The organism is Streptomyces sp. NPDC003943, assembly GCF_053605265.1.
Genome location: NZ_JBSGIW010000001.1, coordinates 163,563 through 188,882 on the forward strand (window position 1 = coordinate 163,563; position 25,320 = coordinate 188,882).

22 protein-coding genes and 1 pseudogene are annotated in these 25,320 nt (G+C 72.2%); 12 read left to right on the forward strand and 11 right to left on the reverse strand.

Annotated features, from left to right (window positions below; all coding sequences use genetic code 11):
• The 3 genes from ACWEV0_RS00780 (at position 1) to ACWEV0_RS00790 (ending at position 1,991) form a co-directional block, all read left to right on the forward strand.
• Positions 1-594 (forward strand): MBL fold metallo-hydrolase, encoded by a 594-nt coding sequence (locus ACWEV0_RS00780; protein ID WP_453145161.1) that lies wholly within the window; start codon positions 1-3, stop codon positions 592-594.
• Between the two features lie 51 nt (positions 595-645).
• Positions 646-1,344, forward strand: a complete 699-nt coding sequence (locus ACWEV0_RS00785; RefSeq protein WP_453145163.1) for a nucleotidyltransferase domain-containing protein — start codon at positions 646-648, stop codon at positions 1,342-1,344.
• A 119-nt stretch (positions 1,345-1,463) separates the two neighbouring features.
• Entirely contained in the window at positions 1,464-1,991 is a 528-nt protein-coding gene (locus ACWEV0_RS00790) for an NUDIX hydrolase family protein (protein WP_453145266.1), read from the forward strand.
• A gap of 15 nt (positions 1,992-2,006) precedes the next feature.
• Here the strand turns inward: ACWEV0_RS00790 and ACWEV0_RS00795 are convergent, their stop codons facing one another.
• Positions 2,007-3,674: a TROVE domain-containing protein gene (locus ACWEV0_RS00795; RefSeq protein ID WP_453145165.1), complete on the reverse strand. Its 1,668-nt coding sequence runs from the start codon at positions 3,672-3,674 to the stop codon at positions 2,007-2,009.
• A gap of 404 nt (positions 3,675-4,078) precedes the next feature.
• On the opposite strand from ACWEV0_RS00795, the gene ACWEV0_RS00800 reads away from it, so the two are divergent.
• Positions 4,079-4,258, forward strand: coding sequence for a DUF1272 domain-containing protein (locus ACWEV0_RS00800; RefSeq protein WP_453145167.1), 180 nt, complete (start codon positions 4,079-4,081; stop codon positions 4,256-4,258).
• Between the two features lie 10 nt (positions 4,259-4,268).
• On the opposite strand, the gene ACWEV0_RS00805 is transcribed toward ACWEV0_RS00800, so the two are convergent.
• Complete coding sequence (locus ACWEV0_RS00805; protein WP_453145168.1) at positions 4,269-6,140, reverse strand: glycoside hydrolase family 15 protein; 1,872 nt, start codon at positions 6,138-6,140, stop codon at positions 4,269-4,271.
• 219 nt (positions 6,141-6,359) lie between these two features.
• Between ACWEV0_RS00805 and ACWEV0_RS00810 the strand changes: the two genes are divergently transcribed.
• Together ACWEV0_RS00810 and ACWEV0_RS00815 are read left to right on the forward strand one after the other, a co-directional pair.
• The gene (locus tag ACWEV0_RS00810; protein ID WP_453145170.1) at positions 6,360-8,675 is read left to right on the forward strand and encodes an MMPL family transporter; all 2,316 of its coding nucleotides are present in this window, start codon (positions 6,360-6,362) and stop codon (positions 8,673-8,675) included.
• A gap of 52 nt (positions 8,676-8,727) precedes the next feature.
• Positions 8,728-9,189 carry a nucleoside deaminase gene (locus ACWEV0_RS00815; protein ID WP_453145171.1) on the forward strand — a complete coding sequence of 154 codons (462 nt, stop codon included), beginning with the start codon at positions 8,728-8,730 and terminating at the stop codon, positions 9,187-9,189.
• Between the two features lie 27 nt (positions 9,190-9,216).
• Here the strand turns inward: ACWEV0_RS00815 and ACWEV0_RS00820 are convergent, their stop codons facing one another.
• Together ACWEV0_RS00820 and ACWEV0_RS00825 are read right to left on the reverse strand one after the other, a co-directional pair.
• Positions 9,217-10,329, reverse strand: coding sequence for an ABC transporter substrate-binding protein (locus ACWEV0_RS00820; RefSeq protein ID WP_453145173.1), 1,113 nt, complete (start codon positions 10,327-10,329; stop codon positions 9,217-9,219).
• Positions 10,326-10,802 (reverse strand): MarR family winged helix-turn-helix transcriptional regulator, encoded by a 477-nt coding sequence (locus ACWEV0_RS00825; RefSeq protein WP_453145175.1) that lies wholly within the window; start codon positions 10,800-10,802, stop codon positions 10,326-10,328. The genes ACWEV0_RS00820 and ACWEV0_RS00825 overlap by 4 nt, the downstream gene beginning before the upstream one ends.
• Positions 10,803-10,910: 108 nt before the next feature.
• Between ACWEV0_RS00825 and ACWEV0_RS00830 the strand changes: the two genes are divergently transcribed.
• A complete protein-coding gene (locus ACWEV0_RS00830) occupies positions 10,911-11,717 on the forward strand; it encodes an alpha/beta fold hydrolase (RefSeq protein WP_453145177.1) in 807 nt (268 codons plus the stop codon).
• 26 nt (positions 11,718-11,743) lie between these two features.
• Here the strand turns inward: ACWEV0_RS00830 and ACWEV0_RS00835 are convergent, their stop codons facing one another.
• Positions 11,744-12,355: a cysteine hydrolase family protein gene (locus ACWEV0_RS00835; RefSeq protein ID WP_453145179.1), complete on the reverse strand. Its 612-nt coding sequence runs from the start codon at positions 12,353-12,355 to the stop codon at positions 11,744-11,746.
• 29 nt (positions 12,356-12,384) lie between these two features.
• Positions 12,385-13,629 carry an MFS transporter gene (locus tag ACWEV0_RS00840; protein WP_453145181.1) on the reverse strand — a complete coding sequence of 415 codons (1,245 nt, stop codon included), beginning with the start codon at positions 13,627-13,629 and terminating at the stop codon, positions 12,385-12,387.
• 157 nt (positions 13,630-13,786) lie between these two features.
• On the opposite strand from ACWEV0_RS00840, the gene ACWEV0_RS00845 reads away from it, so the two are divergent.
• Complete coding sequence (locus ACWEV0_RS00845) at positions 13,787-14,722, forward strand: LysR family transcriptional regulator (RefSeq protein WP_453145183.1); 936 nt, start codon at positions 13,787-13,789, stop codon at positions 14,720-14,722.
• Between the two features lie 19 nt (positions 14,723-14,741).
• On the opposite strand, the gene ACWEV0_RS00850 is transcribed toward ACWEV0_RS00845, so the two are convergent.
• Positions 14,742-15,794 carry a YncE family protein gene (locus tag ACWEV0_RS00850; protein ID WP_453145184.1) on the reverse strand — a complete coding sequence of 351 codons (1,053 nt, stop codon included), beginning with the start codon at positions 15,792-15,794 and terminating at the stop codon, positions 14,742-14,744.
• A gap of 150 nt (positions 15,795-15,944) precedes the next feature.
• Here ACWEV0_RS00850 and ACWEV0_RS00855 point away from each other — a divergent pair, with 150 nt between their 5' ends.
• From ACWEV0_RS00855 to ACWEV0_RS00870, 4 genes are all read left to right on the forward strand, one after another.
• Positions 15,945-16,868, forward strand: coding sequence for a LysR family transcriptional regulator (locus ACWEV0_RS00855; protein WP_453145185.1), 924 nt, complete (start codon positions 15,945-15,947; stop codon positions 16,866-16,868).
• Between the two features lie 38 nt (positions 16,869-16,906).
• Complete coding sequence (locus ACWEV0_RS00860; RefSeq protein WP_453145187.1) at positions 16,907-17,029, forward strand: hypothetical protein; 123 nt, start codon at positions 16,907-16,909, stop codon at positions 17,027-17,029.
• Between the two features lie 124 nt (positions 17,030-17,153).
• Positions 17,154-17,933 (forward strand): NPP1 family protein, encoded by a 780-nt coding sequence (locus ACWEV0_RS00865; protein ID WP_453145189.1) that lies wholly within the window; start codon positions 17,154-17,156, stop codon positions 17,931-17,933.
• 151 nt (positions 17,934-18,084) lie between these two features.
• Positions 18,085-20,742 (forward strand): WD40/YVTN/BNR-like repeat-containing protein, encoded by a 2,658-nt coding sequence (locus ACWEV0_RS00870; protein WP_453145191.1) that lies wholly within the window; start codon positions 18,085-18,087, stop codon positions 20,740-20,742.
• Positions 20,743-20,848: 106 nt separating this feature from the next.
• Here ACWEV0_RS00870 and ACWEV0_RS00875 read toward each other — a convergent pair.
• From ACWEV0_RS00875 to ACWEV0_RS00890, 4 genes and pseudogenes are all read right to left on the reverse strand, one after another.
• Positions 20,849-20,977, reverse strand: a pseudogene (locus ACWEV0_RS00875) (MerR family transcriptional regulator); the annotation flags it as partial.
• An 80-nt stretch (positions 20,978-21,057) separates the two neighbouring features.
• Positions 21,058-21,588: an SRPBCC family protein gene (locus ACWEV0_RS00880; protein ID WP_453145193.1), complete on the reverse strand. Its 531-nt coding sequence runs from the start codon at positions 21,586-21,588 to the stop codon at positions 21,058-21,060.
• A gap of 71 nt (positions 21,589-21,659) precedes the next feature.
• The gene (locus ACWEV0_RS00885) at positions 21,660-23,780 is read right to left on the reverse strand and encodes a discoidin domain-containing protein (protein WP_453145268.1); all 2,121 of its coding nucleotides are present in this window, start codon (positions 23,778-23,780) and stop codon (positions 21,660-21,662) included.
• Positions 23,781-23,883: 103 nt separating this feature from the next.
• Positions 23,884-25,314, reverse strand: coding sequence for a GH1 family beta-glucosidase (locus ACWEV0_RS00890; RefSeq protein ID WP_453145195.1), 1,431 nt, complete (start codon positions 25,312-25,314; stop codon positions 23,884-23,886).
• Positions 25,315-25,320: the final 6 nt, after the last annotated feature.

Here is a 25,320-nt window from a genome sequence, read left to right on the forward strand (position 1 = left end):
ATGACGAACGCACCGCTCGGCCGCAGCGCCGCCTACACGATCCTGACCACCGGCTACACCCTCTCCACCGGCCCGGGAGTGGCTGCCACCGTGTCCTACGTCCACGACGGCGACCGCCATGTGATCGTCGACCCGGGCATGGTGGCCGGCTGCGACCGCATCCTCGGTCCGCTCGCCGAACTCGGGCTCACGCCCGACGACATCACCGATGTCGTCCTCAGCCACCACCACCCCGACAACACCATGAACGTCGGGCTCTTCGGCCAGGCCCGCGTCCACGACCACAAGGCGATCTACCACCACGACCAGTGGACCGACCGCGACGCCGAGGGGTACGAACTCTCCCCGTCCCTCCGGCTGATCCGCACCCCGGGGCACAGCGCCGAGGACATCACCCTGCTCGCGGGTACGGACGCGGGCGTCGTCGCCTTCGTCGGCGACCTGTGGTGGCGGCCCAACGGTCCGGTCGACGACCCCGTCGCCCCCGACCACGACATCCTGCGGGCGTCCCGGCTGCGGGTGCTCGACGCGGCATCCGTGATCGTGCCCGGCCACGGCCCCGCCTTCCCCGCCGACGACTCCGCACCGCGCTGACCAGGCCCGGCTCCCGCCGCTGCCGCAAGCCGGGGTACGTATCCTGCGGTCATGGACGACCCCGTACCGACCGCCCGCGCACTCGTGCAGGAGCGGTTTCCCGCCGCCCGGGCGGCCTTCCTCGCCGGCAGCGTGCTGACCGACCGCCGCACGGCCACCTCCGATCTGGACATCGTGGTCCTCCTGGACGGGCCGCCCGCCCCCAGCCGGGAGAACCTGGTCCACCGCGGCTGGCCCGTGGAACTGTTCGTGCAGACCGAGGCCGACTGGCGGAACTTCGCCGACCAGGAGACCGCCAAGCGCAGTTCGCCGCTGCTCGCCATGTGCTGCGAGGGCATGCTCCTGGTCGACAGCGACGGGCTCGGCGCCACGCTGCAGGCCGAGGCGGGCCGGCGCCTGGCCGCCGGCCCGCCGCCGCTCTCGGACCGCGAGCGGGACTACCAGCGTTACGTCCTCACCGATCTGCTCGACGACCTGCGCGGCTGCACGGATCCCGCCGAGCGGATACACCTGGTCGCCCACACGCTGCAACGCGCCTCCGAACTGGCCCTGCTGTCCGGCGGCCACTGGCTCGGCACCGGCAAGTGGCTGTCACGGCGGCTGGCGGCGGCCGCCCCTCGGCTGCACCTCGCGCTGACCGAGTCCGCCGCGCGGGCGGTCACCGGAGACACCGCCGCCTTCACCGCCGCCGTGACCGAGGTCCTGGAGCGAGCCGGCGGCCCGCTGTGGGACGGATACGCCATCCGATAGGCGGCACGGGCCACCGCCGCACCGCGCGGACCCCGTTCGCATGGACGTCCACCCGCCCGGCCCACACCCAACCCTGGGCTGACCCCCGTTCAGGAAAGTACGATCAAGCGATGTCCGACATCACCGAGACCACGCCCGGCTGGCTGAGCTCCGACGAGCTCAGCGCCGCCAGGGCCCATATGCCGATCCTGTACGTCGAGGCCGTACCCGTACGCGTGGACGACGCCGGCGAAGTAACCAGCATCGGACTGCTCCTGCGCATCGGCGCGGACGGAACCATCAGCCGCACCCTGGTCTCCGGCCGCGTCATGCACCATGAACGGATCCGCGACGCACTCCTGCGTCACCTGGAGAAGGACCTCGGCCCCGTCGCCCTGCCCCGGGTCCCGGCCTCCCTCCAGCCCTTCACCGTCGCCGAGTACTTCCCGACGGCCGGCATCACCCCCTTCCACGACCCACGTCAGCACGCCGTGTCCCTCGCCTACATCGTTCCCGTCACCGGCGACTGCCGGCCGCGCCAGGACGCGCTCGACCTGGTGTGGGTCAGCCCTCAGGAGGCGGCGTCGGTGGCCCTGCAGAGCGAGATGCCGGGCGGTCACGGCGTCCTGCTGAAGCAGGCCCTGGCGCATGTGGGGCACGTGTACTGAGTCCGCGGCCCGGCCTCACTCCCACGGCCAGCGGGCGTCACGACCGGCGTCCAGCAGTGGGATCATGCCGAACGCCGCGTCCGTGAGGCCGCCGAGCGCGTGCCGGTTGCCGCCGCCGGAAGGCATCGCGGCCTCGCGGTAGCCGGCCATGTTCCACATGTACACGGGGACGTGCTTCGGTATCAGGTCGTCGATGCGGGTCTCCGGCATGCCGTTGTACGCGTAGCAGTTCGACGGCAGCCAGCCCGGTCGCGTCTGCTCGTCGGTGACGACGACGACCCGGTCGTGACCCGCGTAGTACTCCTTGACCGCCGACGGGATGTCCGTGCCGGGAATCTGTCCGAACCGCTCGACCAGGCGCAGCACGCTGCCGCCCCGCGGAACGGCGATCTCCCGGGCGCTCTGCCCGAACTCCACCAGCGTCGGTGCCTGGGCTCGTACGGCGAGCGCCGCGCCGAACACGGCGGCCTGCTCGGCGAGCGGGATGTCGGACCGGTTGGGCGTGGAGTACCCGTACCCGGGGAACATGCTCGGGCTGCGGTCGACGAGGATCAGCGTCCGCCCCGGCAGGGCGGGCACGTTGGCCAGCGAGTGGCCGAGGGCCTGCTCCAGGGCGTGGCCCCAGCGCAGAGACGGCGCCGCCCGGTACGCGGCCCAGAACCGGAACGGGAACATCCGGGAACGGCGTACCTCGTCGGCGTCGGCCAGCCGCGCCGCGACGCGCGCGGCGGTCTCGTCGCCGACGCCGGCCTCGTCGAAGTTCCGCAGGTTCCGGACGAGCGCCATCAGCCCCATGGACGGGATGACCGCCTCCCACGCGGTGGCGTCCATGGGGCCCTGGAGCCAGCCCGCGAGCGCCTCCCACGTCATGCCCGCCTTCGCCAACGCGTCCCGCTGCTCCGGGTCGTGGAGCAGCGGGCGCCGGTCGGCGACGGGCAGTCTCAGCAGCGACGCGCGCCGGACGAGCATGTCCAGCCGCGGCGGGATGTCCTCGCCGCGGCCGTGGCGGCGGTCGATGGCGTGCTTGAACAGCTCGCCCTGCCACGGCTTGTCCGGGTGCGGAGCGGCGTGGACGAGTTCGAGGACGTCGCCGAAGCGGTAGCCCCTGGCGTCGGTGTCGTACGTGAGCAGGGAACGCTCGTTGTAGAGGCGCCGGACGGCGTCGGCGACGCCGCGCTTGACCGGCTTCGGCAGGCGGCGCCCGTAACGTGCGGTCCAGTAGCCGAGCATCTCGCCGGGCTCGTCGGCGCGCTGGAGCACGGAGTCGATGACCGAGCGGTTCGACCAGGACGCGACGCCGGGGCCGGAACCGGCCGCCCGGGCGGGCACGGCCCGGGCGGCACCGTCGGCGTCGAGGCGGGCCTTGACGAACTCGGCGGCGCCGACGAGCGACGCCGTGCGCATGTTGCCGCCCGTGCGGAGCCATGCGAGCAGTCCGGCGGTCCAGGCGGGGTCCTCGACGGCGAGCTGCCGCACGAGGGCGGTGAAGCGGTCGTCCCGGGCGTCGGCCTTCTCGTAGAAGGTGTCGGAGCCGACGGTGTTGGCGACGGCCAGGAGGAACAGCTCGCTCCTGGCGTCGCGCAGGTGCCCGGCGGCGCCCTCGTGGGTGCGCGTCGGCTCCCCGGTCGTCGTGACGGGCGAGCCTGCCGACGGGCGGGCCCTGCGGAGGTTGAAGCGTGCCATGGGGGTTCCCCTCACGTGTGGAGGGGAGGCGCGGCGTGGGGGTGCCCGAGATCGGATCGGATGGGGAGACAAGGTGCTCTGGGCCGCTGAGCTACCGGCGCCCGAAGCGCCGGGCGGGATTCGAACCCGCGTCACCCCATTAACAGTGGAAGTATCCCCGGCCTGCGCACCGGGCACCCCGCCGCCATCTGCCTCCCGAGATCAGTAGTGGCCTGCGGCGTGGTTTCTGTGGAAGAAGTATCCGCGGGCCTGCGCACCGGGAGGTGCTGGTGGATCTCACCGTAGCCGTGCGTCCCTCCCGCCCCAACCGGTTTTCCGGCAGACGTCACGTGCTGTCCCGATCCCGTCGATCTTTGGCCCGCGGCCGGTTTTCCGGTGGGCGGGCCTTCGCGCAGGATGAGCGCATGGCTCTTGAGATGCGCGAACGCTGCGAACGCTGTGAGACGACCGCCCTGCCCGTCGACGCCCCCGCTCGGATCTGTACGTACGAGTGCACGTTCTGCGTGCCGTGCTCCGATGCCATGAGCGACAGGTGCCCCAACTGCGGTGGGGAACTGGTGGCCAGGCCGCGCCGCGCCGTCTGAGGCTCCCCTGTCACGACCGCGACGACTGCGGTCCGTCCCGCCGGGCCCCCTTCCCGGGGCCCTGGGCGTCCAGTGCCTCGTCGAGGGTCGTGGCGGCCATGATGAGGGAGAGATGGGTGAACGCCTGCGGGAAGTTGCCCAGTTGCTCGCCGCTCGGGCCGATCTCCTCGGCGAACAGGCCGACGTGGTTCGCGTAGGTGAGCATCTTCTCGAAGGTGAACCGGGCCTGCCGCACGCGTCCCGCGCGGGCCAGCGCGTCCACGTAGAGGAAGGTGCAGAGGCTGAAGGTGCCCTCGGCGCCGCTCAGTCCGTCCGGGGAGGCGACCGGGTCGTAGCGGTGGACCAGGCTGTCGTGGACGAGGCCGTGTTCGATGGCGTCGAGGGTGGTCAGCCAGAGCGGGTCGGTGGGGTTGAGCAGGCCGGTGCGGGGGATCAGGAGCAGGGAGGCGTCCAGGACGTCGCCGCCGAAGGACTGGACCAGGGCCTGGCGTCGTTCGCTCCAGCCGCGGTGCAGGACCTGCGCGAAGATCTCGTCGCGGGCGGCCCGCCAGGTGTCGAGGGCGGCGGGCCGGCCGAACTCCTCGGCGAGGCGCAGCCCGCGGTCGAAGGCGACCCAGGACATCACGCGGCTGAAGGTGAAGTCCCGCTGTCCGCCCCGGGTCTCCCAGATGCCCTCGTCGGGGCCGTCCCATGACTTGGCCAGCCAGTCGAGCAGGGCGGACACCGCCTGCCAGCCCCGGTAGGTGGGCTGGGTGTCCAGGCCCCGTCCCTGCGCGAGGGCGTACAGGGCCTCGCCGTAGATGTCGAGCTGCAGCTGGTCCGCCGCACCGTTGCCCACGCGTACGGGGGCGGAGCCCCGGTATCCCTCGAAGTCCTCCAGGATCTCCTCGGGCAGCCAGGGGTCGCCGTCCACCCGGTACATGATCTGCAGCGGCCGGGCCCCGCCGGCGGGTGCCGCGGCCCGTTCCGTCACGCGGTCGGTGAGCCAGCCGGTGAACGCGGCGGCCTCGTCCACGAATCCGAGGTCGAGCAGGGCCCGTACGGCGAGCGAGCCGTCGCGGATCCAGGTGTAGCGGTAGTCCCAGTTGCGCTCGCCGCCGACGCGTTCGGGAAGGCCGAGGGTGGCGGCGGCGACGGGAGCGCCGGTGGGCAGATAGGTGAGCAGCTTCAGGGTGATGGCCGAGCGGTGCACCATGTCCGGCCAGCGGCCGCGGTAGTGGGCGGTGCCCACCCACCGCTGCCAGAACTCGACGGCGTCCCACAGCGCCGTCTCGGCCGCGTGGGAGTCCGGCAGCGGCGGCGCCTCGGCCTCCGGGCCGTCCACGGTGAACGCGGCGCCGGCGAGGCCGCCTTCGGTGAGCGTGAGCCTGCCCTGGATGTCGTACGGGCCGTCCTGCTCCATGGGGACGTTGGACTGGAGGAACGCGGCGATCCCGGGCGCCCGGAAGGTGGCCGTGAGGCCGTCGAGGCTGGTCTCGTGCGGGTTGCTGCCGAAGCCGAAGCGCGGCCGGCATTCCAGGGTGAAGGTGACGGTGCCCCGGGTGCACCGCATCAGGCGCAGGATGGCGTGCCGGTCGGTGCGCCGCCCGGTACGGTCGGGGGGCATCCAGTCCATCAGCTCGCCGACGCCGTCCGGGGACATGAACCGGGTGACGAGCAGCGCGGTGTCGGGGTAGTAGAGCTGTTTCACCGTCACGTCGGGCGCGTCGACGGAGAGCCGGAAGTAGCCGCCCCGGTCGTGGTCGAGCAGCGCGGAGAAGATGCCGGGCGAGTCGAAGCGGGGGGCCGCGAACCAGTCGACCACGCCTTCGTGCGAGATGAGCGCGGCGGTCTGCAGATCGCCCACCAGGCCGTGATCGGCGATGAGCGGATAGCGCTTCATCCCTCCACTATCGGCGAGGGCGGCCGCCCCGGCCCGGCGGCACCGGGCCGGGAGCGGGGCGGCCGGCACCGGGCCGGAGCGGGGGGCCGCACGGGGCGGCGCCGGGATGCCGAAGCGACACCGATGGCCAACAATTGACCTGAGGACCGGCAGGTCGTGGTGGGGGCTGATCCAGCTGTTTTCCGCTCGGGGACCTTCCTATCCGCACGCGGCGGTGCCATGAACGCACGAAGCCCGGACAAGGGCGGCCGACCGGAGCCACGGCAGGACCAGAAGCACAGTCGCAAGCAGGCGCGCAAGAGCGGCCTCTACCGGCTCGGGCACTGGTGCGGCCGGCATTTCATCATCGTCATCGCGCTGTGGCTGGCGGCCGTCGCCGGACTTCAGATCGCGAACCGGACGGTGGGCGGCCAGTACTCGGACAACTTCTCCCTTCCCGGGGTGCAGTCCTCGGACGGCCTGAACGTCCTGACGGCGCACGATCCCGCGGCCGGCGGATACGGGGCCCAGATCGTCCTGAACCGGCCGTCCGGGCCGCTCACCCAGGAGTCGTCGGCCGTGAACTCGGCCGTCGCGGCGCTCCAGAAGCTGCCCGACGTGCTCAGTGCGCAGAACCCGCTGCCGCCGCCGGGCACCACCCCGCCGCCGCCCTCCTCGACCCCCAACACCGGGCCGCTGTCCACGGACGGCAAGACCGCGTACATCACCGTGCGCTTCAGCGTGCCGCCGTCCACCCTCGGCACCGACTACCTCAACGGCGTCGACGCCGCCGTGCAGCCGCTGCGCGCCGCCGGCGTGACCGTCGAGTACGGCGGCTCGCTCGGCGAGCTCGCCCGGCCCGCGCCCGACGACCGCACCAGCGAGGCCATCGGCTTCGCCGTCGCGATCGTGGTCCTGCTCATCGGCTTCGGCAGCGTGATCGCGGCCGTCCTGCCGCTGATCACCGCGCTCATCGGCGCGATCTGCGGCCTCGCGCTGCTGGGCCTGATGGCGGCGGCCTTCGCCTTCGGCACGGTGTCGCCGACCCTGGCCACCATGATCGGCCTGGGCGTCGGCATCGACTACGCCCTGTTCCTGATCACGCGGCACCGCCAGAACATCATGAACGGGCACGATCCGGCCGACTCCGCCGGCCTGGCGACCACCACCAGCGGCCGGGCCGTGCTCGTCTCCGGCTGCACGGTGATCATCGCCCTGTCCGGGCTGTGGGTCTCCGGCGTCACCTTCATCGGCAAGCTCGGCCTCGCCGCGGGCTTCACCGTGATCACCGCCGTCATCGCCGCGCTCACCCTCGTCCCAGCCATGCTCGGGCTCGTCGGCCGTCACATCGACCGCTTCCACGTGCGCAAACCCGTCGCCGAGACCGACGCCGAGCCGGGCGCCGCCGCGCACGGCACCTGGCACCGCTACGCGCAGCGCGTGGAGAGACGCCCGTGGTGGTTCCTGGTCTGCGGGGTCGTGACCCTGCTGATCCTGGCCTTCCCGCTGCTGTTCATCCAGCTCGGTCACATCGGCGACGGCGCCGACCCCAAGTCCTTCACGGACCGGCGGGCGTACGACCTGATCTCGACGGCCTTCGGGCCCGGCGCCAACGGTCCGCTGACGCTGGTGGTCGACCAGTCCGCCGTGCCCCCCCAGGACCGGGCCGCGCTCGCCACCAAGCTGCAGCAGTCGCTCACCGGTGTGCCGGACGCGGCCTCCATCACCCCGCTGCAGGCCACCCCCGACGGTGACGTCCTCGTCGGCACCGCCTACTCGGTCGCCTCACCGCAGGACGAGCGCACCACGGACCTCACCAACAACCTGGTCGACAACGTCCTGCCGCAGGCGGTGTCCGGGACGGACGCGAAGACGTACGTCACCGGCACCACGGCCGCCCAGGTGGACTTCCTCGACATCGTCTCCAGCCGGCTGCCGCTGATCATCGCGGTGGTCGTCGGGCTGGCGTTCCTGGTGATCCTGACCGTCTTCAGAGGCCTGCTGGTGGCCGTGAAGGCCGCCGTCCTCAACGTGCTGTCCATCGCCGCCGCGTACGGCGTGGTCGTGGCGGTCTTCCAGTGGGGGTGGGGCGGTCCCGCGCTCGGCGTGTCCGGGAAGGTGCCGATCGAGAGCTACGTGCCGATGATGATGTTCGCCATCGTCTTCGGACTGAGCATGGACTACGAGATCTTCCTGCTGTCGCGGGTCCGCGAGGCGTGGCTGCGCACGGGCGACCCGAAGGCGAGCGTGGCCCACGCCCTGGAGATCACGGCCCGGGTGATCACCTGTGCCGCGCTCATCATGGTCAGCGTCTTCGCGGCCTTCATCGTCTCGGACAACATCGTGGTCAAGATGCTCGGCCTCGGCCTGGCGGCGAGCGTGCTCATCGACGCGACGATCGTCCGGCTCCTCCTGGTGCCCGCCGTGATGACCCTGCTCGGCGCACGCGCCTGGTGGATCCCGCGCTGGCTCGACCGCATACTCCCGCACCTCGACACGGAGGGCGAGGCCGCGCTCGAGCGCGACGCGGCACCGGGCGACGGCGTGAAGGTGTAGCCCCGGGCACGAGGGTCCGCTGTCCGTTCACGGCGCGGTGGGCCGGGGAAGAATGGACGTCATGTCCCGGGAATCGGATCGGCGGATGCTCGAAGTCGCGGTCGAGGAGGCGCGCGCGGGTCTCGCCGAGGGCGGCCTGCCCATCGGCGCCGCGCTGTTCGCGCCGGACGGGCGCACCGTGCTCGGCCGGGGTCACAACCGTCGCGTACAGGACGACGATCCGTCCCTGCACGCCGAGACGGCCGCGTTCCGCGATGCGGGGCGCCGGCGCACGTATCGCGGTACGACGATGGTGACGACGCTGTCTCCGTGCTGGTACTGCAGCGGCCTCGTGCGGCAGTTCGGCATCTCGCGGGTCGTCATCGGTGAGGCGCGGACCTTCTACGGGGGGCACGACTGGCTGGCCGAGCACGGCGTGGAGATCGTCGTGGTGGACGACGCCGAGTGCGTCGCGATGATGACGGACTTCATCAGGGCGCGGCCGGAGCTGTGGAACGAGGACATCGGCGCATAGCCCGGCTCGACGCCCGTCGTACCTCCCTCAGCCGGTACGAAGGACGCGGAAACGACCGGGCCGCGCCGGGTCCCGGTCGGCGACCTGGAGGGGCGGCCAGGCCCATTGCCAGACGTCGATGCCCGGAACACGGGAGAAGCGGATCTTCCCGCGAGTGCCCTCGACGGCGACGTGCGGCCAGGAGGCGGCGATGCGGGTCCGGTCGAGGCCGTGTGAGCGCAGTACGTCGGCGAGGACGGTGACCGTGTCGTAGCCCTCGAAGGCGACGAAGGAGGGCGCTTCGCCCAGCCGCTCGCGCAGGGTCGTCCCGACGCGTGCGCCGAGCGGGCCGAGCGGCTCGGGCAGGTAGCGCAGGAACGGGATCGCCGTGCCGTCGTCGCCCAGCAGCGAAGCCCATTCGGGGAATTCCGGCTGCCCGGCCGGTGCGCCGATCAGGAGCTCGGCGAGGCGCCGGTCGTGGCGGACGGCCTTGACGACGGGCACCGCCGGCTCCGGGTGGCCGACCAGCAGCAGGAGGGCCGTCGCGCGATGGCGCACGAGTTCGTCGCACACGTCCGTCGGGGCGAGCGTGCTCATGTCGAGTTCGACGACGGTGCCGCCGCGAGGTGCGAGGTGGTCACGCAGGATGCGGGTTCCGGATGCCCAGTAGACGCTCGGCTGGATCGCCACGGCGATGCGGCTGTGGCCCGCGTCGAGGAGGAAGTCCGCGTAGAGGCGCCAGCCTTGGGACTGCGCCGGGGCGAGGCGCGCGACCCGGTCCGTCGGCTGTTCGGTGAGCGCGTCGAGGACGGCGGAGGAGCAGAGGTACGGCAGGCCGAGGGCGGCGGCCCGGGCGGCGGCGGCGCGGGCGACGACGCTGTGGTACTCCCCCGCCAGAGCCGTCACGCCCAGCTGGGCCAGCTCGTCCACGGCCACGGCGGCCTTCTCCGGATCGGCCGCGGTGTCGCGCACCACCAGCTCGAGTGGCCTTCCGGCGATTCCGCCGGCGCCGTTGACCTCGTGCACGGCCGTCTCGAGACCGGCGAGCAGGTGCCGGCCCGCCTCGGTCCAGCCGGGCCGGGACAGCGGGACGAGGGCGCCGATCAGGACCGACGGTCCGTCAGCCCGCGCCGCTCCGGGTGACGATGGTGACGTGGTCATGCGCCGGCCTCTTCCGGGTCGCTGTTGGTCGGGGTCAGCCGACTCGACACGCGGGCCAGCAGGTCGACGAGCAGCGCGCGCTCCTCGGCGCTGAACTCGTCGGCGATGTGCCGTTCGATGGCGACGGCCTTCGCGTCGGCCTGCGCGAGCAGCCGGCGTCCGTCGTCGGTGAGGTGCACCTCCGTCACCTTGCGGTGCCAGGGGTGCGGCCGGCGCGTGATCAGCTCCTTCGTCTCGAGGTTGGCGAGCACGGTGGCGATGGTCTGCGGGGTGACCAGGCACGCGCGGGCGAGCGCGGCGGCGGACAGCCCCGGGTGCTCGTGAAGCGTGTAGAGCGCCGCGTACTGCGGGACCGTCAGCCCGAGCGGCCGGAGGGCGGCGTGCTTCGCCGCCATCAGCTCCTGCTCGACCCGCTTGATGTGCAGGCCGAGGCGTTCGGTGACCGGCATGTTCATGGAGGGATCGTACGTCATCCATCCGATCGAACCCTGGCTTATGACAGAACTCTGATACATATAAGGCCTCTGTCATCGAACTCGTGCCGCTCGCGCTCTTCGCGTGCCGCTTCCTGGAGGCAATCCATGAACAGCCCCGAACTCCTCGACCACGTCGTCGCCGGGTCCGGCCCGGGCCTCGTCCTGATCCACGGCACCGGCGCCGACGCGACGTCGAACTGGGGGCCTCTCATCGACGAGATGTCGGACCGGTACACGGTCGTCGCCCCCAACCTGCCCGGCGCGGGCGCCACCGCCGTCGACCCCGCACCCCTCGACCTGGACGAACTCGCCGACCGGGTCGTCGCCACCGCCCGCGCCGCCGGACTGGAGCGGTTCCATCTGGCCGGTCACTCGGTGGGCTCGGCCATCGCCACGGCGGTGGCGGCCCGGCACCCCGAGGCCGTGACCTCGCTGCTCCTGCACGCCGGATGGGTGCGGACGACCCCGCGCGAGGCCTTCATGTTCGACCTGTGGGCGCGTCTGCTGCGGACCGACCCGGAGCTGCTGGCCCGCCAGTTGATCCTCAGCGCGATGGGCCCCGGTCTTCTCGGCGCTCTCGACGACGCCCAGTTCACCGAGATGGCCGCGGGTTTCACGGCCATGCTCGACGAGCGCATCCTCGGCCAGATCGAACTGGACGGCCGGGTCGACCTGAGCGAGGCCGTGGGGCGCGTCGCCGCCCCCACCCTCGTGGTGGCGAGCGAGGACGACCGGATCGTCCCGACCCACCACCAGCGCGAGCTGGCCGCCGCCATCGACGGCGCCGAGTACGTCCAGGTCCCCGGCGGACACGGGCTGCCGTTCGAGGACCCGGCCCGGTTCCTCTCGATCGTCACCGAGTACGTGGACAAGCTTCAGGCCCAGGCGCAGGCACAGGAGGGCGGGGCCTGAGCCGGGCCAGCGTACCGAGGCCGGAGTCAGCCGGCGCCGAGCAGCGCGCGCAGCCCGGCCGTTTCGATGACCTGGGCCCGCGACGGGAACACCCGGCGCAGCAGGACGTCGTGGACCTCGGGGTCCGGGTCGGCGACGCCGTCGGACAGGACGTAGAGCCGGTAGTCGCGATCGGCCGCGTCGGTGACGGTGGACAGGACGACACCGCCCGTGCTGATGCCGGAGACGACCAGCGTGGTGATGCCGCGCTCGCGCAGCCGGCGGTCGAGGTCGGTGGTGGACATGGCTCCGTAGCGGACCTTGCGCACGACGATGTCGCCGTCCTGGGGAGCCAGGCGCTCGTGGACGGCGGTGGCCGGGTCCTCGTCGTGCATCACCCGGTGCCGGGCCACCGGGGCGAAGGAGGTGTTCGCGGCCGGGACGGCGTCCCAGTCGGGTTCGGTGAAGCCGACGCGTACGTAGGCGATGGTGCCACCCTTGGCCCGTACGTCGGCGACGGCCCCTGCCACCCGGCCGAGCAGGGCCTCTCGGTCCGCTCCGTCGGGCAGCGCGGCCAGGATCGCGGGCTGGAAGTCCATGACGAGAAGGGCGGTGTGCGCGGGGTCGAGGGCAGGGGCAAGGTCGGGGGCGGTGCTCACGCGGGTGTTCTCCTTGCTGCGGCGATGGGTCATGCGTGGATACGGGACGGTTCCGGCTCGTGCCGCGGCGCCTCGTCGCGTCGGGGAAGCAGGAGCGGCGTGGCCAGGATGAGCAGTCCCGCGACCGCGAGGGCGGTGCGCGGGCCGGTGACGTCGGCGAGCAGTCCGCCGAGCGCGGTGAGGACGGCGATGGACGCCTGCTGGCCGACCGCCCAGGCCGACAGGGTGCGGGCGACCAGATGCCTGGGGGTGTGTTCGAGCCGGTAGGTGGCGAGCACCGGGGTGTACAGGCTCATGTTGACGATGATCGCCAGCTCGACGGCGATGACGGTGACGAGGCCGACGAGTCCGGGACGGACGAGGACCAGCCCGATCAGCCAGATCGCGCGCAGGGTGCCGACGGTACGGAAGACCCGGTGGCGGCCGTAGCGGGCCACGACGCGGGGGGCCAGACGGGAACCGACGAGTCCGCCGAGACAGGGAAGGGCGAAGGCGAGGCCGTACTGCCAGGGCGGGAAGCCGAGCCGGCGCAGCAGGAGCACGGCCAGCAGGGGCTCGGTGGCCATGATCAGACCGGAGACGAGCACGTTGTTGAGGTAGAGCGCGCGCAGGCCGCGATGGCCCATGATGTGCCGCCAGCCGTCGAGCAGTGCGCCGGCCCGGACCCGGCTGTCGCCGGTGGGCCGCGGCGCTTCCTCCCGGCCGCGGCCGGCGGTGAGCGCGAGTGCGGACAGCAGGTAGCTGAACGCGTCGGCCACCACGGTGACGACCGGTCCGAACACGCCGACCGCCGCCCCGCCGAGCGGCGGTCCGACCGCGATGGAGCTCCAGTTCGTGGACTCGAACCGCGCGTTCGCCACGAGCAGGTCGTCCGGCCGGACCAGGGCCTTGAGGTAGGCGCCGCTCGCCGCACCGAACGCGATCCTCGCCGCGGCGACCACGGCCGAGACCGCCAGCAGCTGGACGAAGCCGAGCCCGCCGAAGGCATAGGCGACCGGGATCGTCGCCATGGCCGCGAAGCGGGCGAGGTCCGCCGCGATCATGACCGGACGTTTGCGCCGGAACTCCACCCACGGCGCGAGCGGCACCGCGATCAGCGCGCCCATGGCCGGCCCCACCGCGGACAGCGCGGACACCTCGGCGGGGCCGGCGTGCAACACCAGTACGGCGATCAGCGGCAGGGCCCCGAACCCGAGGCCGGACCCGTAGGCGCTCACCGCGTACGCCGCCCACAGCCAGCCGAACGGCCGGCCCAGTCGTCTCCTGCCCACCATGCCCAGCACGCTCCCTCGACGTCCCACCCGAACCGCCCGAACAAACCGACGTTGATCAATATCGACGGATGAGAGCTAATCGAGCGGCACAACCGCAGGTCAAACAACCGCCCTGCCGTCTCCGCACAACCAACTGTTGTTCACTAAGGTGGTCGGCGTGGACATCGAAGCCGTACGCACCTTCGTCGCCGTCGCGGAAGCGGGCCAGTTCCAGAAGGCCGCCGCCGACCTGTCGATCACCCAGCAGGCCGTCTCCAAGCGCATCGCCGTACTGGAGCGCGACCTCGGTGTGCGGCTGTTCGCCCGTACGCCGCGCGGCGCCGAGCTCACCATCGACGGCCAGGCGTTCCTGCCGCACGCGCGCGAGCTGCTGCGCGCCGCCGAGCGGGCGGTGGCGTCCGTGCGCGCCGGGCGCCGTCCGCTGCGCGTCGACGTGCTCAACTCGCGCGGTGCGGCGTCGGGCCTGATGCGCGAGTTCCACCGCGCCTACCCCGACATCGAACTCGACGTGGTGATGCTGCTCGACATCGACACGGCCCTCGCCTCCATCCGGTCGGGTGCGATCGACGCGTCGTTCCGTGCCGTCGCCGCGCCCGGCCGGCCCCTTCCCGAGGACATCGAGTCCGTACGGGTGCTCGACGAGCCGCTCCAGCTGCTCACCGGCCCCGGCCACGCGCTGGCGGGCGCCCGGTCGGTGACCGTCGCCCGGCTCGCCGGGCACCGGATCTGGATGCCCGGCATCGTCCCCGGCAGCGAGTGGGCCGCCTACTACGAGGACCTCGTCGCCGAGTTCGGCCTCACGATCGAGGCGACCGGCCCCAACTTCGGCTCCGACGCGCTCCTCGACACCGTCGCCGACACTCCGGCCCTGGCCACCTTCATGAGCGAGCACACCCGGCTGGTCTGGCCCGCCGGCCACGGACTGCGCCGCATCCCGGTGACCGACCCGACGCTCGTCTACCCGCACTCGCTCCTGTGGCACCGCGACAACCCCCACCCCGCACTGGCCACCCTCCGCGCCCATCTCGCCGCCACGGGGGCCGGCCACGGCGCCGCCGGAACCTGGGCGCCGGACTGGGTTCTTCCGCGCTGAGCCGGCAGGCGACGGTGGTTCAGGCCGGGCGGGGGATGTACGCGAGTCCGTGCGCGCCGGGCTCGCCCAGCTTCGCGATGTCCAGCCTGGCCAGGGGCTCCAGCGTCTCCAGGTCGACCACGTCGACGGTGGAGGAGACGACACAGGCCACATGGGCGAGGCGTCCGTCGGGCGACGAGGTGATGGTCAGCGGGAAGAGCCCGACCTCGACGTCCCCGAGTCGCTTGTGCGTGTCGGCGGAGAACACCGTGAGGCGGCCCGGGGCGTGGCGGCCGAGCCGGGACACCGGGTCCGGAGCCATGCGCAGTTCGCCCGCGAGCAGCTTCCCGGTCGATGTCAGGTGCACCGGCAGGACGATGTCCTCGGTGGGCAGGATGTCGGTGACGGACGCGGCACGGGCGTCGATGACCCGGATTCCGGTGGCGGGCCGTTCGTCGGCGGGGCCGGAGAAGGAGCCGTAGGGCGCGGCGACGAAGGCGTGCGTGCCGTCGGCGGAGACGGCGAGCCCCTCACTGCCCGGCACCTCGACCTTCGCGGTGAGGACGCCGCGTTCGAGGTCGACGACCGAGACGAAGGGCGCCTCCTTGTTGGTGGCGAAACCCGTCCTGCCCGCCGGGTCGACAGCGAACCAGTGCGGGCCGGGCGCGTCCGTGTCGATCCGGCCCAGCGGACGACGGGTCCGCGTGTCGATCACGACGACTCCGCCGGGCCGGTCCTCCGTGCTCTCCACGCTGACGTAGAGACGGCGGCGCACCGGGTCGAGCGCCAGCCCGTGCGGCCCGTGTTCCGGGGCGAGGTCGACGACGTCGACGATGCGGCGGGTGTCGGGGTCGATGACGGTCAGTTCGGTGCGCCGGCCGCCGTTCGCGTGGTAGTAGCCCGAGTGGTAGGTGGTGGTGCACCACAGCAGGCGCTGCTCCGCGTCGAAGCACAACTCGTGCGGCTCGGCGAGGACTTCGGTCGTGCCGAGGTGCCGGTCGGAGGCGGCGTCGAAGAACGAGACGGTGGGTCCGCTCTGGCTGACGACCGCCAGCACATCGCCTTCTCGGCCGGCACGGGGGGACTGCTGCACAGCTGCTCCTTGAACAGGGTGAAGGGAATGCCACGCGGCTTCGCGGGCATCTCCCACTCTCCGCGCCGGCGGGCTCCCGCACCATGCAAAGATTGGCATCCGATCATTGCCTCAGACGTAAAGACGCACGTCAGTGGAGGTGAGGGAGCCATGGATCTCAACCTGCTGCGGGTCCTGGACGTCTTGCTCCAGGAACACAGCGTGACCCGCGCCGCCGAACGGCTCGGCACCTCGCCCGCGGCGGTGAGCCGTACGCTGGCCCGCCTCCGCCGTGCCGTCGGCGATCCACTGCTCGTCCGGGCCGGCCAGGGCATGGTCCCGACCCCGCGCGCCGAGGAACTCCGCGAGGAGGTCGGCGCGTTGCTGCGCGGCTGCGAGAACGTTCTTCGCCCCGGACCCGGTTTCGACGCCGCACACCTCCAGCGCACCTTCACCGTGCAGGCCACCGATCTGCTCCTGGTGGGCGTGGCCGGAACCCTCGCCGAGCGGATCCACGCGGAGGCCCCGCAGGTGGACGTGGTTTTCCTGCCGGAGGCGGTGGAGGGCGGCCCCGGACTGCGGCAGGGCTGGGTGGACGTCGAACTGGGCGTCCTCGGACACCTGGACCCGGAGATCCGCACCCGGCCGCTCACCCCGATGCCGCTGGTCGGCGTCGCCCGCAGCGACCACCCCCTCTTCCGGGGGCGGACGGACGCGCGCGTCGACGTGCGCCGCTTCGCCGCGGCCGACCACATCGGCATCTCCCGCCTCGGCAAGCGCCTCGGGCCCATCGACAGCGCGCTCGCGGAACTGGGGCTGCGGCGCCGGATCGCGGTCGTCGTGCCCAGCCACACGAGCGCCATGATGCTCGCGCGGGACACCGACCTCGTCGCGCTCGGTCTGGCCGACTGGCTGCCCGACACCATCGCCGCCATGGGTCTGCGGGCCTTCCCCATCCCTCTCGACCTGGCGCCCCTCGACATCGGGATGGCCTGGCATCCCCGCAACTCGGCTGATCCCGGGCACCGTTGGTTCCGTGAGCGGCTGGCGGCCGCCGTCCTGGAGCCGTCGAGGGCGGGGAACGACAGCCTCTAGGGTCCGAACGGGGTTCGCCCTCCCGGTTCGAACCGGCGATGGCGGCCCTCATCGGTCTCGTCGTGCTCCAGGAGTCGCTGCGCTCGTCGGAGCGGGTCGCGGTGCTGTGCGTGGTGGCGGCGTCGGCGGGTGCCGCGCACCGCGCACGCACCGACGTGTGACCCCTACCGCCGCCACGCCGACTGCGGCACTCTCTGAGTCCTGCGCCGATTCCTGCGACGAGTCCGTCCGTCACGTCCACGTCCACGTCCACGTCACGTCACATCACGTCGAAAGCGAGGATGCATGAAGGCCCCATCGCCCCTCCGAACGGCGACCGTCCTCGGCACCGCCGTCCTGGCCGTGCTGCTCTCCACCGCGACGGCCTACGCCGAGCCGCCGCACAACCTGCCCCAGAGCGCGGGCGGTTACGAGCAGTCCTTCTCGCCCGCGTACGACTACGACACCGACGGCTGCTACGCCACCCCCGCCATCGGCCCCGACGGCACCCTCGCTCCCGGTCTCAACCCGACAGGTGCCGTCAACGGCAACTGCCATGACCAGTCGGACCTGGACAACTCCCAGACGTACGCGCGCTCGAAGTGCAACAACGGCTGGTGCGCCATCGTGTACGCGAGCTACTTCGAGAAGGACCAGGCCCTGAACGGCATCAGCCTCGGGGGCCACCGCCACGACTGGGAGCACGTGATCTCCTGGGTCGACCAGGCGGCGAACCGGGTGGCGTACGTGTCCACCACGCAGCACAGCGAGGTGCGGACCTACGCCGCCTCGCAGGTCCGCTTCGACGGCTCCCACCCGAAGGTCGTCTATCACAAGGACGGCCTGAGCACGCACTTCTTCCGGCTCGCCAACAGCAACGACGAGCCGCCGGAGAACCACTACCACGACTGGCGCCACCCCCCGCTGGTCGACTGGAACGGATACCCCTCCCTCTGGCTCCGCGACCGGCTCATGACCGCGGACTTCGGCGCCGCCACCATCAAGATCACCGACAAGGACGACCGCTTCCGCAACCTCCTCAACGCCTCGAGGCCGGCGGGCATCCCCTTCGACCCCTGGGCCTGACCACCAGGGCACGGCAGGCATTCCGTAAAGTCGCCGTAAACACCTGAGGCTGGTGGGACGCACGGGAGTACGGTTCCGGCGCTCGGCAGTAGGAGATCGCGTGCGGCCGTAGGGGCGGCGCGCCTTACGCCGAAGAAGCCGGAGACAGTCCATGCGTGTGAATTCCGCACGGCGCAGACCGCGCCGCGGAGCGGAGCGCGGCGGCAGAACGGCGCTGGCCGTCGTCGCCGCCGCATTCCTGATAGCGGGGACGGGACCCGTCACCGCCTACGGGGAGGGCGACACGGGTTCCAGCCGTCACGAGGTGGCGGGCGAGGAGTCCCATGAACTCATGGAGTCCCTCGACTCGTTCAACGAGCCGAGGCTCTCCCCCGCCGACCAGGTGGCGCCGGGCGCGTACGCCGGTGCCTGGGCGCACATCAGGAACATGCCGGTCAGGACGGGGAGCTGGTCCGAGGTGACCACCTCCCCGTACGACGAGGACGCACTGCACTACCGTGACCAGTCGGCGTCCAACTCCGGTGCCGGCACGGGTCATTCGTCCGGCCGGATCGCGGCCCTGGCCACCGACCCCACGCACCGCGGCGTGGTCTACGCGGGCGCGGCGGGCGGCGGTGTGTTCCGGTCCGTCGACAACGGCGGGACGTGGACGCCGATCGCCGACGGGCTGCCCGCGCTGTCCGTGGGCGCCCTCGCGGTCGCGCCCGACGGCGCGCTGTGGCTGGCGACCGGCGAGGCCACGACCGCGTCCGACAACTACCTGGGCAGCGGCGTGTACCGGCTCGCGAACCCGGTGACCGGAACCTTCGGCGAGAGCGACAAGGTGGGCGGTACGGAGCTGGACTCGTCCTCCGTCCACACGCTCACCTTCGACAAGGCCGCCGGATACGTCTTCGCGGCCTCCTCGCACGGTGTCTTCCGGCGCCCGCTCGCCGCGGTGCAGTCCGCCGCCTGGACGAAGGTCCTCGCGCCCTGCGCGGGCGTCGGCATCAGCGGCGTCGGCTGCGGCGTGGACGTGCACTACGCGGACATCGCCGACGACATCGCCGTACAGCCCGGCAGCGACGGCAGGAAGCTGCTGGCCAACGTGGCCTGGCGCGGCGGGGCCGACTACAACGGCTTCTACTACTCCTCCGACGCCGGCACCACGTGGAAGCGCGCCAACCCGACGGGGGCGGTCAACCCCGCCGAGATCGGCAACGCGGCCTTCGCGTACGCGGCGGACGGCAGCAGGCTGTACGTGTCGATGGAGTCGCCCAAGCTCCTCAACAAGTCCTCCGGAGCCGGGGTCTACTCCGTCCTGGCCGGGGTGTACGTGAGCGAGAGCGGCGACGCGAACGGGCCGTTCAAGCAGATCGCGACCTCCTCGGCGCTGTCGGCCTCCGGCTCCGCGATGAAGCTCACGGAGATCGGCTCCGGCTACCAGCCCGGCTCCCAGGCCTGGTACGACCAGGTCATCGCGGTCGACCCGAGCGACCCGAACCACGTCTACCTGGGCCTTGAGGAGGTGTTCGAGTCCCGTGACGGCGGCGCCACCTGGAAGGCGATCGGCCGCTACTGGAACTTCGGCATGCCGTGCTTCTCGTACGACGCCGCCGCGAACTCCTGCGACGGCGACGTGATGCACTCCGACCAGCACGCGCTCGCCTTCTCGCAGTGGCAGGGCGGCACGCCGGAGGTGTTCGTCGGCAACGACGGCGGCGCCTACGCCCGGCCCACCGCGCAGACGACCGCCGGCTGGCGCAACCTCAACGAGTCCGGCACGCTGCGCAACCTCCAGTACTACTCGGTGCGCGCGGGCAGGCTGCCCGACGGCAGCGGCGAGGCGGTCTGGGGCGGCCTGCAGGACAACGGCGTCTCGCTGCTCGCGCCCAAGGGTGCCACGTACCAGGGTCAGCAGCTCAACCCGAACGGCGAGATGGTCGCGCCGTTCGGCGGCGACGGCGGCGACCAGCTGGTCAACCCGGACAACGGCTGCCAGACGGTCGGCGAGTACGTCGACCTCGCGCTGCAGATCACCGACAACTGCGGCTTCACCGCGAGCGACAACGGCGCCGAGGACGTGATCAGGGACATCGCGCCCGGCGACCCGGGCGCCCGCTTCATCGCCCCGTTCGCCGCGGACGAGACCGACCCGAACGGCCTGTGGGTCGCGGGCGGCCAGTACGTCTGGGGCAACACCCGAACCTGGCAGAGCACGTCGGGCGCCGACTGGACCCGGCTGTTCGACCTGGGCGCCGGCCACTCCGCCTCGGCGGTCGCCAGCCGCCACCACGTCACCTGGGTGGCCTGGTGCGGCCCCTGCTCCAAGGTCGACGGCACGTTCGGGCGCGGCATCGCCACCGACTACGGCGGCACCTGGCACCAGATAGCCCTGCCCGCCGCCTTCCCGAACCGCTACGTCTCCGGCGTGACCATCGACCCGTCCGACGCCTCCGGCAAGACGGTGTACGCGATCGTCAACGGCTTCTCGCGGCACTGGAACGAGGGCCCCGGCGCCGGCTACGGCCACGTCTGGAAGACCACGGACGGCGGCGCGACCTGGAAGGACGTCAGCGGCGACAGCGCCGCCGCCGACTCCTTCCCGGACGCCCCGGCCAACTCGGCCCTGATCACCAGGGACGGCACCCTCGTCGTCGCCACCGACCTGGGCGTCTTCACCAGCACCACGGCCGGCACCGGCCACTGGGCGCGCCTGGGCACCAACCTGCCCACCTCACCGGCGGTGTACCTCGCGCCGAGCCCGGACGGCAGCCAGGTCTACGTGGCCACGCACGGCCGCGGCATCTGGAGGACACCGACGCCGTGACGCCCGCGCCGGCCCGGTAACGGCGAGGCCCCCGGAATCCGTCTCAGGGATCCGGGGGCCTCGTGCGTCTCATCCGCGCTCGCGGAGCCGGAGGTACGCCTCCGGCTCCGCCCCGCCTGAGCCGATGGGCCAGCCGGGCGTCGCGTACGTCGGCCTCGTCGTAGACGCGGTACCCGGTCCGCGGGTCGCGGCGCGGGCGCACCAGACCGGCGCGCTCCCACTTGCGTGGCGTCGCGCCCGGCGACACGTTCATCGGGCCCCTCGGACGTGTTCGTCAGGGACGTCCCGGAGAACTGACGGCCCCGCGCCGGACCGTCACCCGCGTTCCTCCGCGAGTGCCTTGATGCCGCGGAGGGCGGCCTCCATCCCGGCGCGCAGTTCCCCGAGCCGGAAGGCGACGATCTCCTCCTCCCTGTCCGGTCGGCGGTCGATGGTGAGGGTGACCCCGCTGGGGCCCGGCCCGAGGAGGGCCGACTGCCGCAGCCGGGTGCCCTCGCCGTCGGCCTCGAGCTCGTACCGCCAGGTGGCGAGCGACTTCGCGGGGTCCACCGTCGGCGCTCCGTACCGGCCGTCGACGTCCGTGACGGCCCAGGCGAAGACCCGCTCCTCGTCCATCTCGATCACGTGGGAGACGGTCCGCCAGTCGCCGATCATCTCGTGGTGGTTGTGTCCCTCGAAGCGCGCGCCCGGCTCGGGACCTTCCGCGCCGTCGAGCCATGCGACGCGCTGCAGTTCCTTGCTGAGCCGCGCGGGCAGATGGATGTCGGTCACGAGCGCCCAGACCCGCGCCGCGGGCGCCTCGATGTGAACCTCGCACTCCACGCGCGGCCCGTCGGAATATCGCATGCCATCCCCCTTGGTTTCGGCTCCGGTTGATCATCCACGATCGCGATCCGGGGCCGCAACGGGGTTCGTGATCACGGATACGAGGTGACCGTGGACGGGACGGTGTCCGTGCCCGAGGTCGGGGCGCCCGTGGCGTTGATGACGTGGTTGAACTGCCCCTTGCCGCCGAGGGAGACGACGAGCAGGCTGTGGAAGCGGACGCCGGGCTTCACCGGGGCGCGGAAGCCGTGGTCCTGGCGGATGGTGGGATCGGTGTTGTAGTAGCAGTAGCTGCCGAGGCCCCAGCCCTCGTGGGTGGTGACGGAGTCGTCGACGCGGTAGGCCGCGTACCCCAGGTAGGGGCCGTCCTGGACGGCGGCCTGGTTCGGGGCGTCGTACGCCTTCTCGTTCTGGAAGAAGACGGTGCGGCCGCGGTCGCCGAACCATTCGACGTCGTACTTGTTGAAGTGCTCGACGAACAGGCCGGTGGCGAGTACGTCGTCGCCGTACACGCGGACACCGTAGTCGGCGCGGTTGGTGTCCCAGCCGACGCCGTCGCCGTGGTCGGCGCGCCAGACCCAGGTGTGGTCGATGATCGTGTCGTCGCTGTTGACGGCCATGGCGGTGGTGGCGCGGCCGGCGCCGGCGCCGCCGATGCGGAGGTAGACGTCCTGGACGGTGGTGGGGTCGGCCGCGTGGTCGGCGCCGGCACCCTGCGGGCCGATCTCCAGGAGCGTCGGCGAGTTCACCGTACCGGCGTCGATGAGGAGGCCGGCGAGGCGGACGCCGTCGACGTCACCGACGCGCAGGGCGGTGACACCGTTGTCCGGGACGATGGTGGCGAGGCCGAGGCCGAGCACGATGGTGCCGGGGCGGTTGATCTCCACCGTGCGGTCGACGTGGTAGACGCCCGGGGTGAAGAGCAGGTGCAGTCCCTGGGCGACGGCCTGGTTCATGGTGGCGGCCGTGGTGCCCGGCTTGACGACGTAGAAGCGGCTGAGCGGGACGGACTCGCCGGGCAGGGTGCCGGCCGCCCAGCTGACGCCGCGGGCGCCGGTCCGCTTGGCCGGGGCGAAGACCTTCAGCTGGCCGCCCTCGTAGTAGAGGAAGGGCTTCTCGCGGGAGATCGGGGTGGTGTCGAGCGTCGTGTACTTGGGCTCGGGGAAGGTGGTGGCCGGTGCGCCCTCGACTCCGGAGAAGACCTGGTTCCACACGGAGTTGGACCAGCCGCCGACGGCACTGTCGCGGGTGTACCACTGCTGCTGCGAGTAGTTGCCGATCTGGCCGTCGATCCGGCTGTCGGCGATGTAGCCGCCGCTGGCCCAGCCGTAGCCGGTGGGCGCGAGGTTGAGGCCGCCCTTGACGTGCATGCGGCGGAACGAGGACGCCTGGGAGACGGCCCAGCGGTCGGTGCCGTTGACCGGGTTCAGGGCCAGGTTCTCGGCGGAGCGCCAGAAGTTCTGGGTGGCGTTGCCGTTGAACCAGCCGGCGTCGACGGTCACGTCGCCGTTGATCAGGGTGTCGTCGGGGCGCAGCCCGAGGCCGGATATCTGGGTGTAGAAGCCGAGTTGGGCGTTGAGGCCGTTGTAGGTGCCGGGCTTGAACAGGAAGGCGTGCCGGCCGCTGCCGAACTGCGCCGACTCCTGCTGCCGGAAGACGTCGTCCAGCTGTGCCTGGATGTTCGGCGTGGACGGGTCGACGATGTGCACGTTCGGCCCGAGGTCGCCGCCGCCCGGCAGGGTCGTGCCGCCGTCGGTCGTGCCGTACACCTGGAACTCCCACAGCGAGTAGCCCCACCCGGTGGCCCGGGTCTGGCCGGTGAGGCGGACGTAGCGGGCGGTGCCGGAGACCGGCAGCGACTCGATGCCGCCGTGACCGGTGGTGGTGGCGTAGGCGGTGGTCCAGGTGGTGGCGTCGGTGGAGGTCTCGACGCGGTACGCGGAGCCGTAGGCGGTCTCCCAGTTGAGGTCGACCCGGCTCAGGGCGGCGGGGGCGCCGAGGTCGACCTGGATCCACTGGGGGTCGGCGAAGGCGCTGGACCAGCGGGTGCCGAGGTCGCCGTCGACGGCGGCGGTCGCCGGGGTGCCGGCGTTCTCCTGGCTGGAGGCGGTGACCGGCCGGCCCTGGGAGAGCAGGACCGGCACGGCCGCCGCCGACGCCCGCGCCGGTCCGGCCGGGGCGAGCGCGATCAGCCCGCCGAGGAGGGCGGTCATGAAAGCGGTGACGAGGGTGGTGAAGCGGGCGAGCGCCCGGCGTGGTCGGGAGCGGTGCAGGGTGTGGTACACGGCGGCTCCTTGTGGGTTTCTCGGTGGGGGGTCAGCGGTTCTGTGTCCGGTGGGCGCGGATGATGTCCGCGTACCGCCGGCCGCTGGCCTTGACCGTCCGGCGCTGGGTCGCGTAGTCGACGTGGACCAGGCCGAACCGCTTGTCGTAGCCGTAGGCCCACTCGAAGTTGTCGAGCAGGGACCAGGCGTAGTAGCCGGCCAGCGGGGCGCCCTTGCGCAGGGCGCGGGCGCAGGCCGCGAGGTGCTGCTCCAGGTAGCCGGCGCGCCGCGGGTCGTCGACCCGTCCGTCCGGCCCGACGGCGTCGGGGAAGGCCGAGCCGTTCTCGGTGACGTACAGCCGGCGCACGCCGTACTCCTCGGTGAGGCGCAGCAGGAAGGCTTCGAGGCCGTCGGCGTCGACGGGCCAGTCCATGCCCGTACGGGGCAGACCGGGGACGCGGACCTCGCGGGCGTACGGGACGGGGCCGGCCGGGTCGTCGGCGACGGTGACCGGGAAGTAGTAGTTCAGGCCGTGCCAGTCGAGGGGCGCGCCGATCACGGCCGAGTCGCCTTCCTGTTCAGGCAGCTCGACGCCGTACAGCTCGCGCATGTCGGCGGGGAAACCGCGCCCGTAGACGGGATCCAGCCACCAGCGGTTGCTGTGGCCGTCGGCGCGGACGGCGGCGGCGACGTCCTCGGGGCGGGTGGAGGCCGGTTCGATGGTGGAGTGGTTGGTGACCAGGCCGATCCGGGCGCCGGGGACGGCGGCGCGGAGTGCCTGGACGGCGAGACCGTGGCCGAGGAGGAGATGGTACGAGGCGCGGACGGCGGCGGTCAGGTCGGTCCAGCCGGGGGCCATCCGCCCTTCCAGGTGGCCGATCCAGGCCGAGCACAGCGGCTCGTTGAGGGTGGCCCACTGGCCGACCCGGTCGCCGAGGCGGGCGGCGACCACGGAGGTGTAGCGGGCGAAGTGCTCGGCGGTGTCGCGTTCGGTCCAGCCGCCCTGCCGCTCCCCCGGCCGGTTCCGGCCCGTCCGGTCCTGCAGCGCCTGTGGCAGGTCCCAGTGGTAGAGGGTGACGCTGGGCGTGATCCCCGCGTCGAGGAGGGCGTCGACGAGCCGGTCGTAGAAGTCGAGACCGGCCGCGTTGACCGGGCCGTCGCCGCCGGGCAGGACGCGCGGCCAGGCGATCGACATCCGGTACGCGTCGGTGCCGAGCTCCTTCATCAGGGCGATGTCCGTGGGCCAGCGGTGGTAGTGGTCGCAGGCGGTGTCGCCGTGGTCTCCGTTGTCGACGGCGCCGGGGGTGTGGGCAAAGGTGTCCCAGATGGAGGGGGCGCGGCCGTCCTCGGCGACCGCGCCCTCGATCTGGTACGCGGAGGTGGCCGTGCCCCAGGCGAAGTCCGCCGGGAAGGCGGCGAGGTCGAGCGGGGCGGTGGCGGAGGACGTGAGGGGGCGTGCGTAGGACACGAAATGCCTTTCCATGCCGGT

Bases quoted from the DNA above. Each gene is read 5' to 3' on its own strand.
- ACWEV0_RS00780 (WP_453145161.1), top strand. From the start codon at position 1: ATGACGAACGCACCGCTCGGCCGCAGCGCCGCCTACACGATCCTGACC.
- ACWEV0_RS00785 (WP_453145163.1), top strand. From the start codon at position 646: ATGGACGACCCCGTACCGACCGCCCGCGCACTCGTGCAGGAGCGGTTT.
- ACWEV0_RS00795 (WP_453145165.1), bottom strand. From the start codon at position 3,674: ATGGCACGCTTCAACCTCCGCAGGGCCCGCCCGTCGGCAGGCTCGCCC.
- ACWEV0_RS00800 (WP_453145167.1), top strand. From the start codon at position 4,079: ATGGCTCTTGAGATGCGCGAACGCTGCGAACGCTGTGAGACGACCGCC.
- ACWEV0_RS00805 (WP_453145168.1), bottom strand. From the start codon at position 6,140: ATGAAGCGCTATCCGCTCATCGCCGATCACGGCCTGGTGGGCGATCTG.
- ACWEV0_RS00810 (WP_453145170.1), top strand. From the start codon at position 6,360: ATGAACGCACGAAGCCCGGACAAGGGCGGCCGACCGGAGCCACGGCAG.
- ACWEV0_RS00815 (WP_453145171.1), top strand. From the start codon at position 8,728: ATGGACGTCATGTCCCGGGAATCGGATCGGCGGATGCTCGAAGTCGCG.
- ACWEV0_RS00820 (WP_453145173.1), bottom strand. From the start codon at position 10,329: ATGACCACGTCACCATCGTCACCCGGAGCGGCGCGGGCTGACGGACCG.
- ACWEV0_RS00825 (WP_453145175.1), bottom strand. From the start codon at position 10,802: ATGACGTACGATCCCTCCATGAACATGCCGGTCACCGAACGCCTCGGC.
- ACWEV0_RS00830 (WP_453145177.1), top strand. From the start codon at position 10,911: ATGAACAGCCCCGAACTCCTCGACCACGTCGTCGCCGGGTCCGGCCCG.
- ACWEV0_RS00840 (WP_453145181.1), bottom strand. From the start codon at position 13,629: ATGGTGGGCAGGAGACGACTGGGCCGGCCGTTCGGCTGGCTGTGGGCG.
- ACWEV0_RS00855 (WP_453145185.1), top strand. From the start codon at position 15,945: ATGGATCTCAACCTGCTGCGGGTCCTGGACGTCTTGCTCCAGGAACAC.
- ACWEV0_RS00860 (WP_453145187.1), top strand. From the start codon at position 16,907: ATGGCGGCCCTCATCGGTCTCGTCGTGCTCCAGGAGTCGCTGCGCTCG.
- ACWEV0_RS00865 (WP_453145189.1), top strand. From the start codon at position 17,154: ATGAAGGCCCCATCGCCCCTCCGAACGGCGACCGTCCTCGGCACCGCC.
- ACWEV0_RS00870 (WP_453145191.1), top strand. From the start codon at position 18,085: ATGCGTGTGAATTCCGCACGGCGCAGACCGCGCCGCGGAGCGGAGCGC.
- ACWEV0_RS00880 (WP_453145193.1), bottom strand. From the start codon at position 21,588: ATGCGATATTCCGACGGGCCGCGCGTGGAGTGCGAGGTTCACATCGAG.
- ACWEV0_RS00885 (WP_453145268.1), bottom strand. From the start codon at position 23,780: ATGACCGCCCTCCTCGGCGGGCTGATCGCGCTCGCCCCGGCCGGACCG.
- ACWEV0_RS00890 (WP_453145195.1), bottom strand. From the start codon at position 25,314: ATGGAAAGGCATTTCGTGTCCTACGCACGCCCCCTCACGTCCTCCGCC.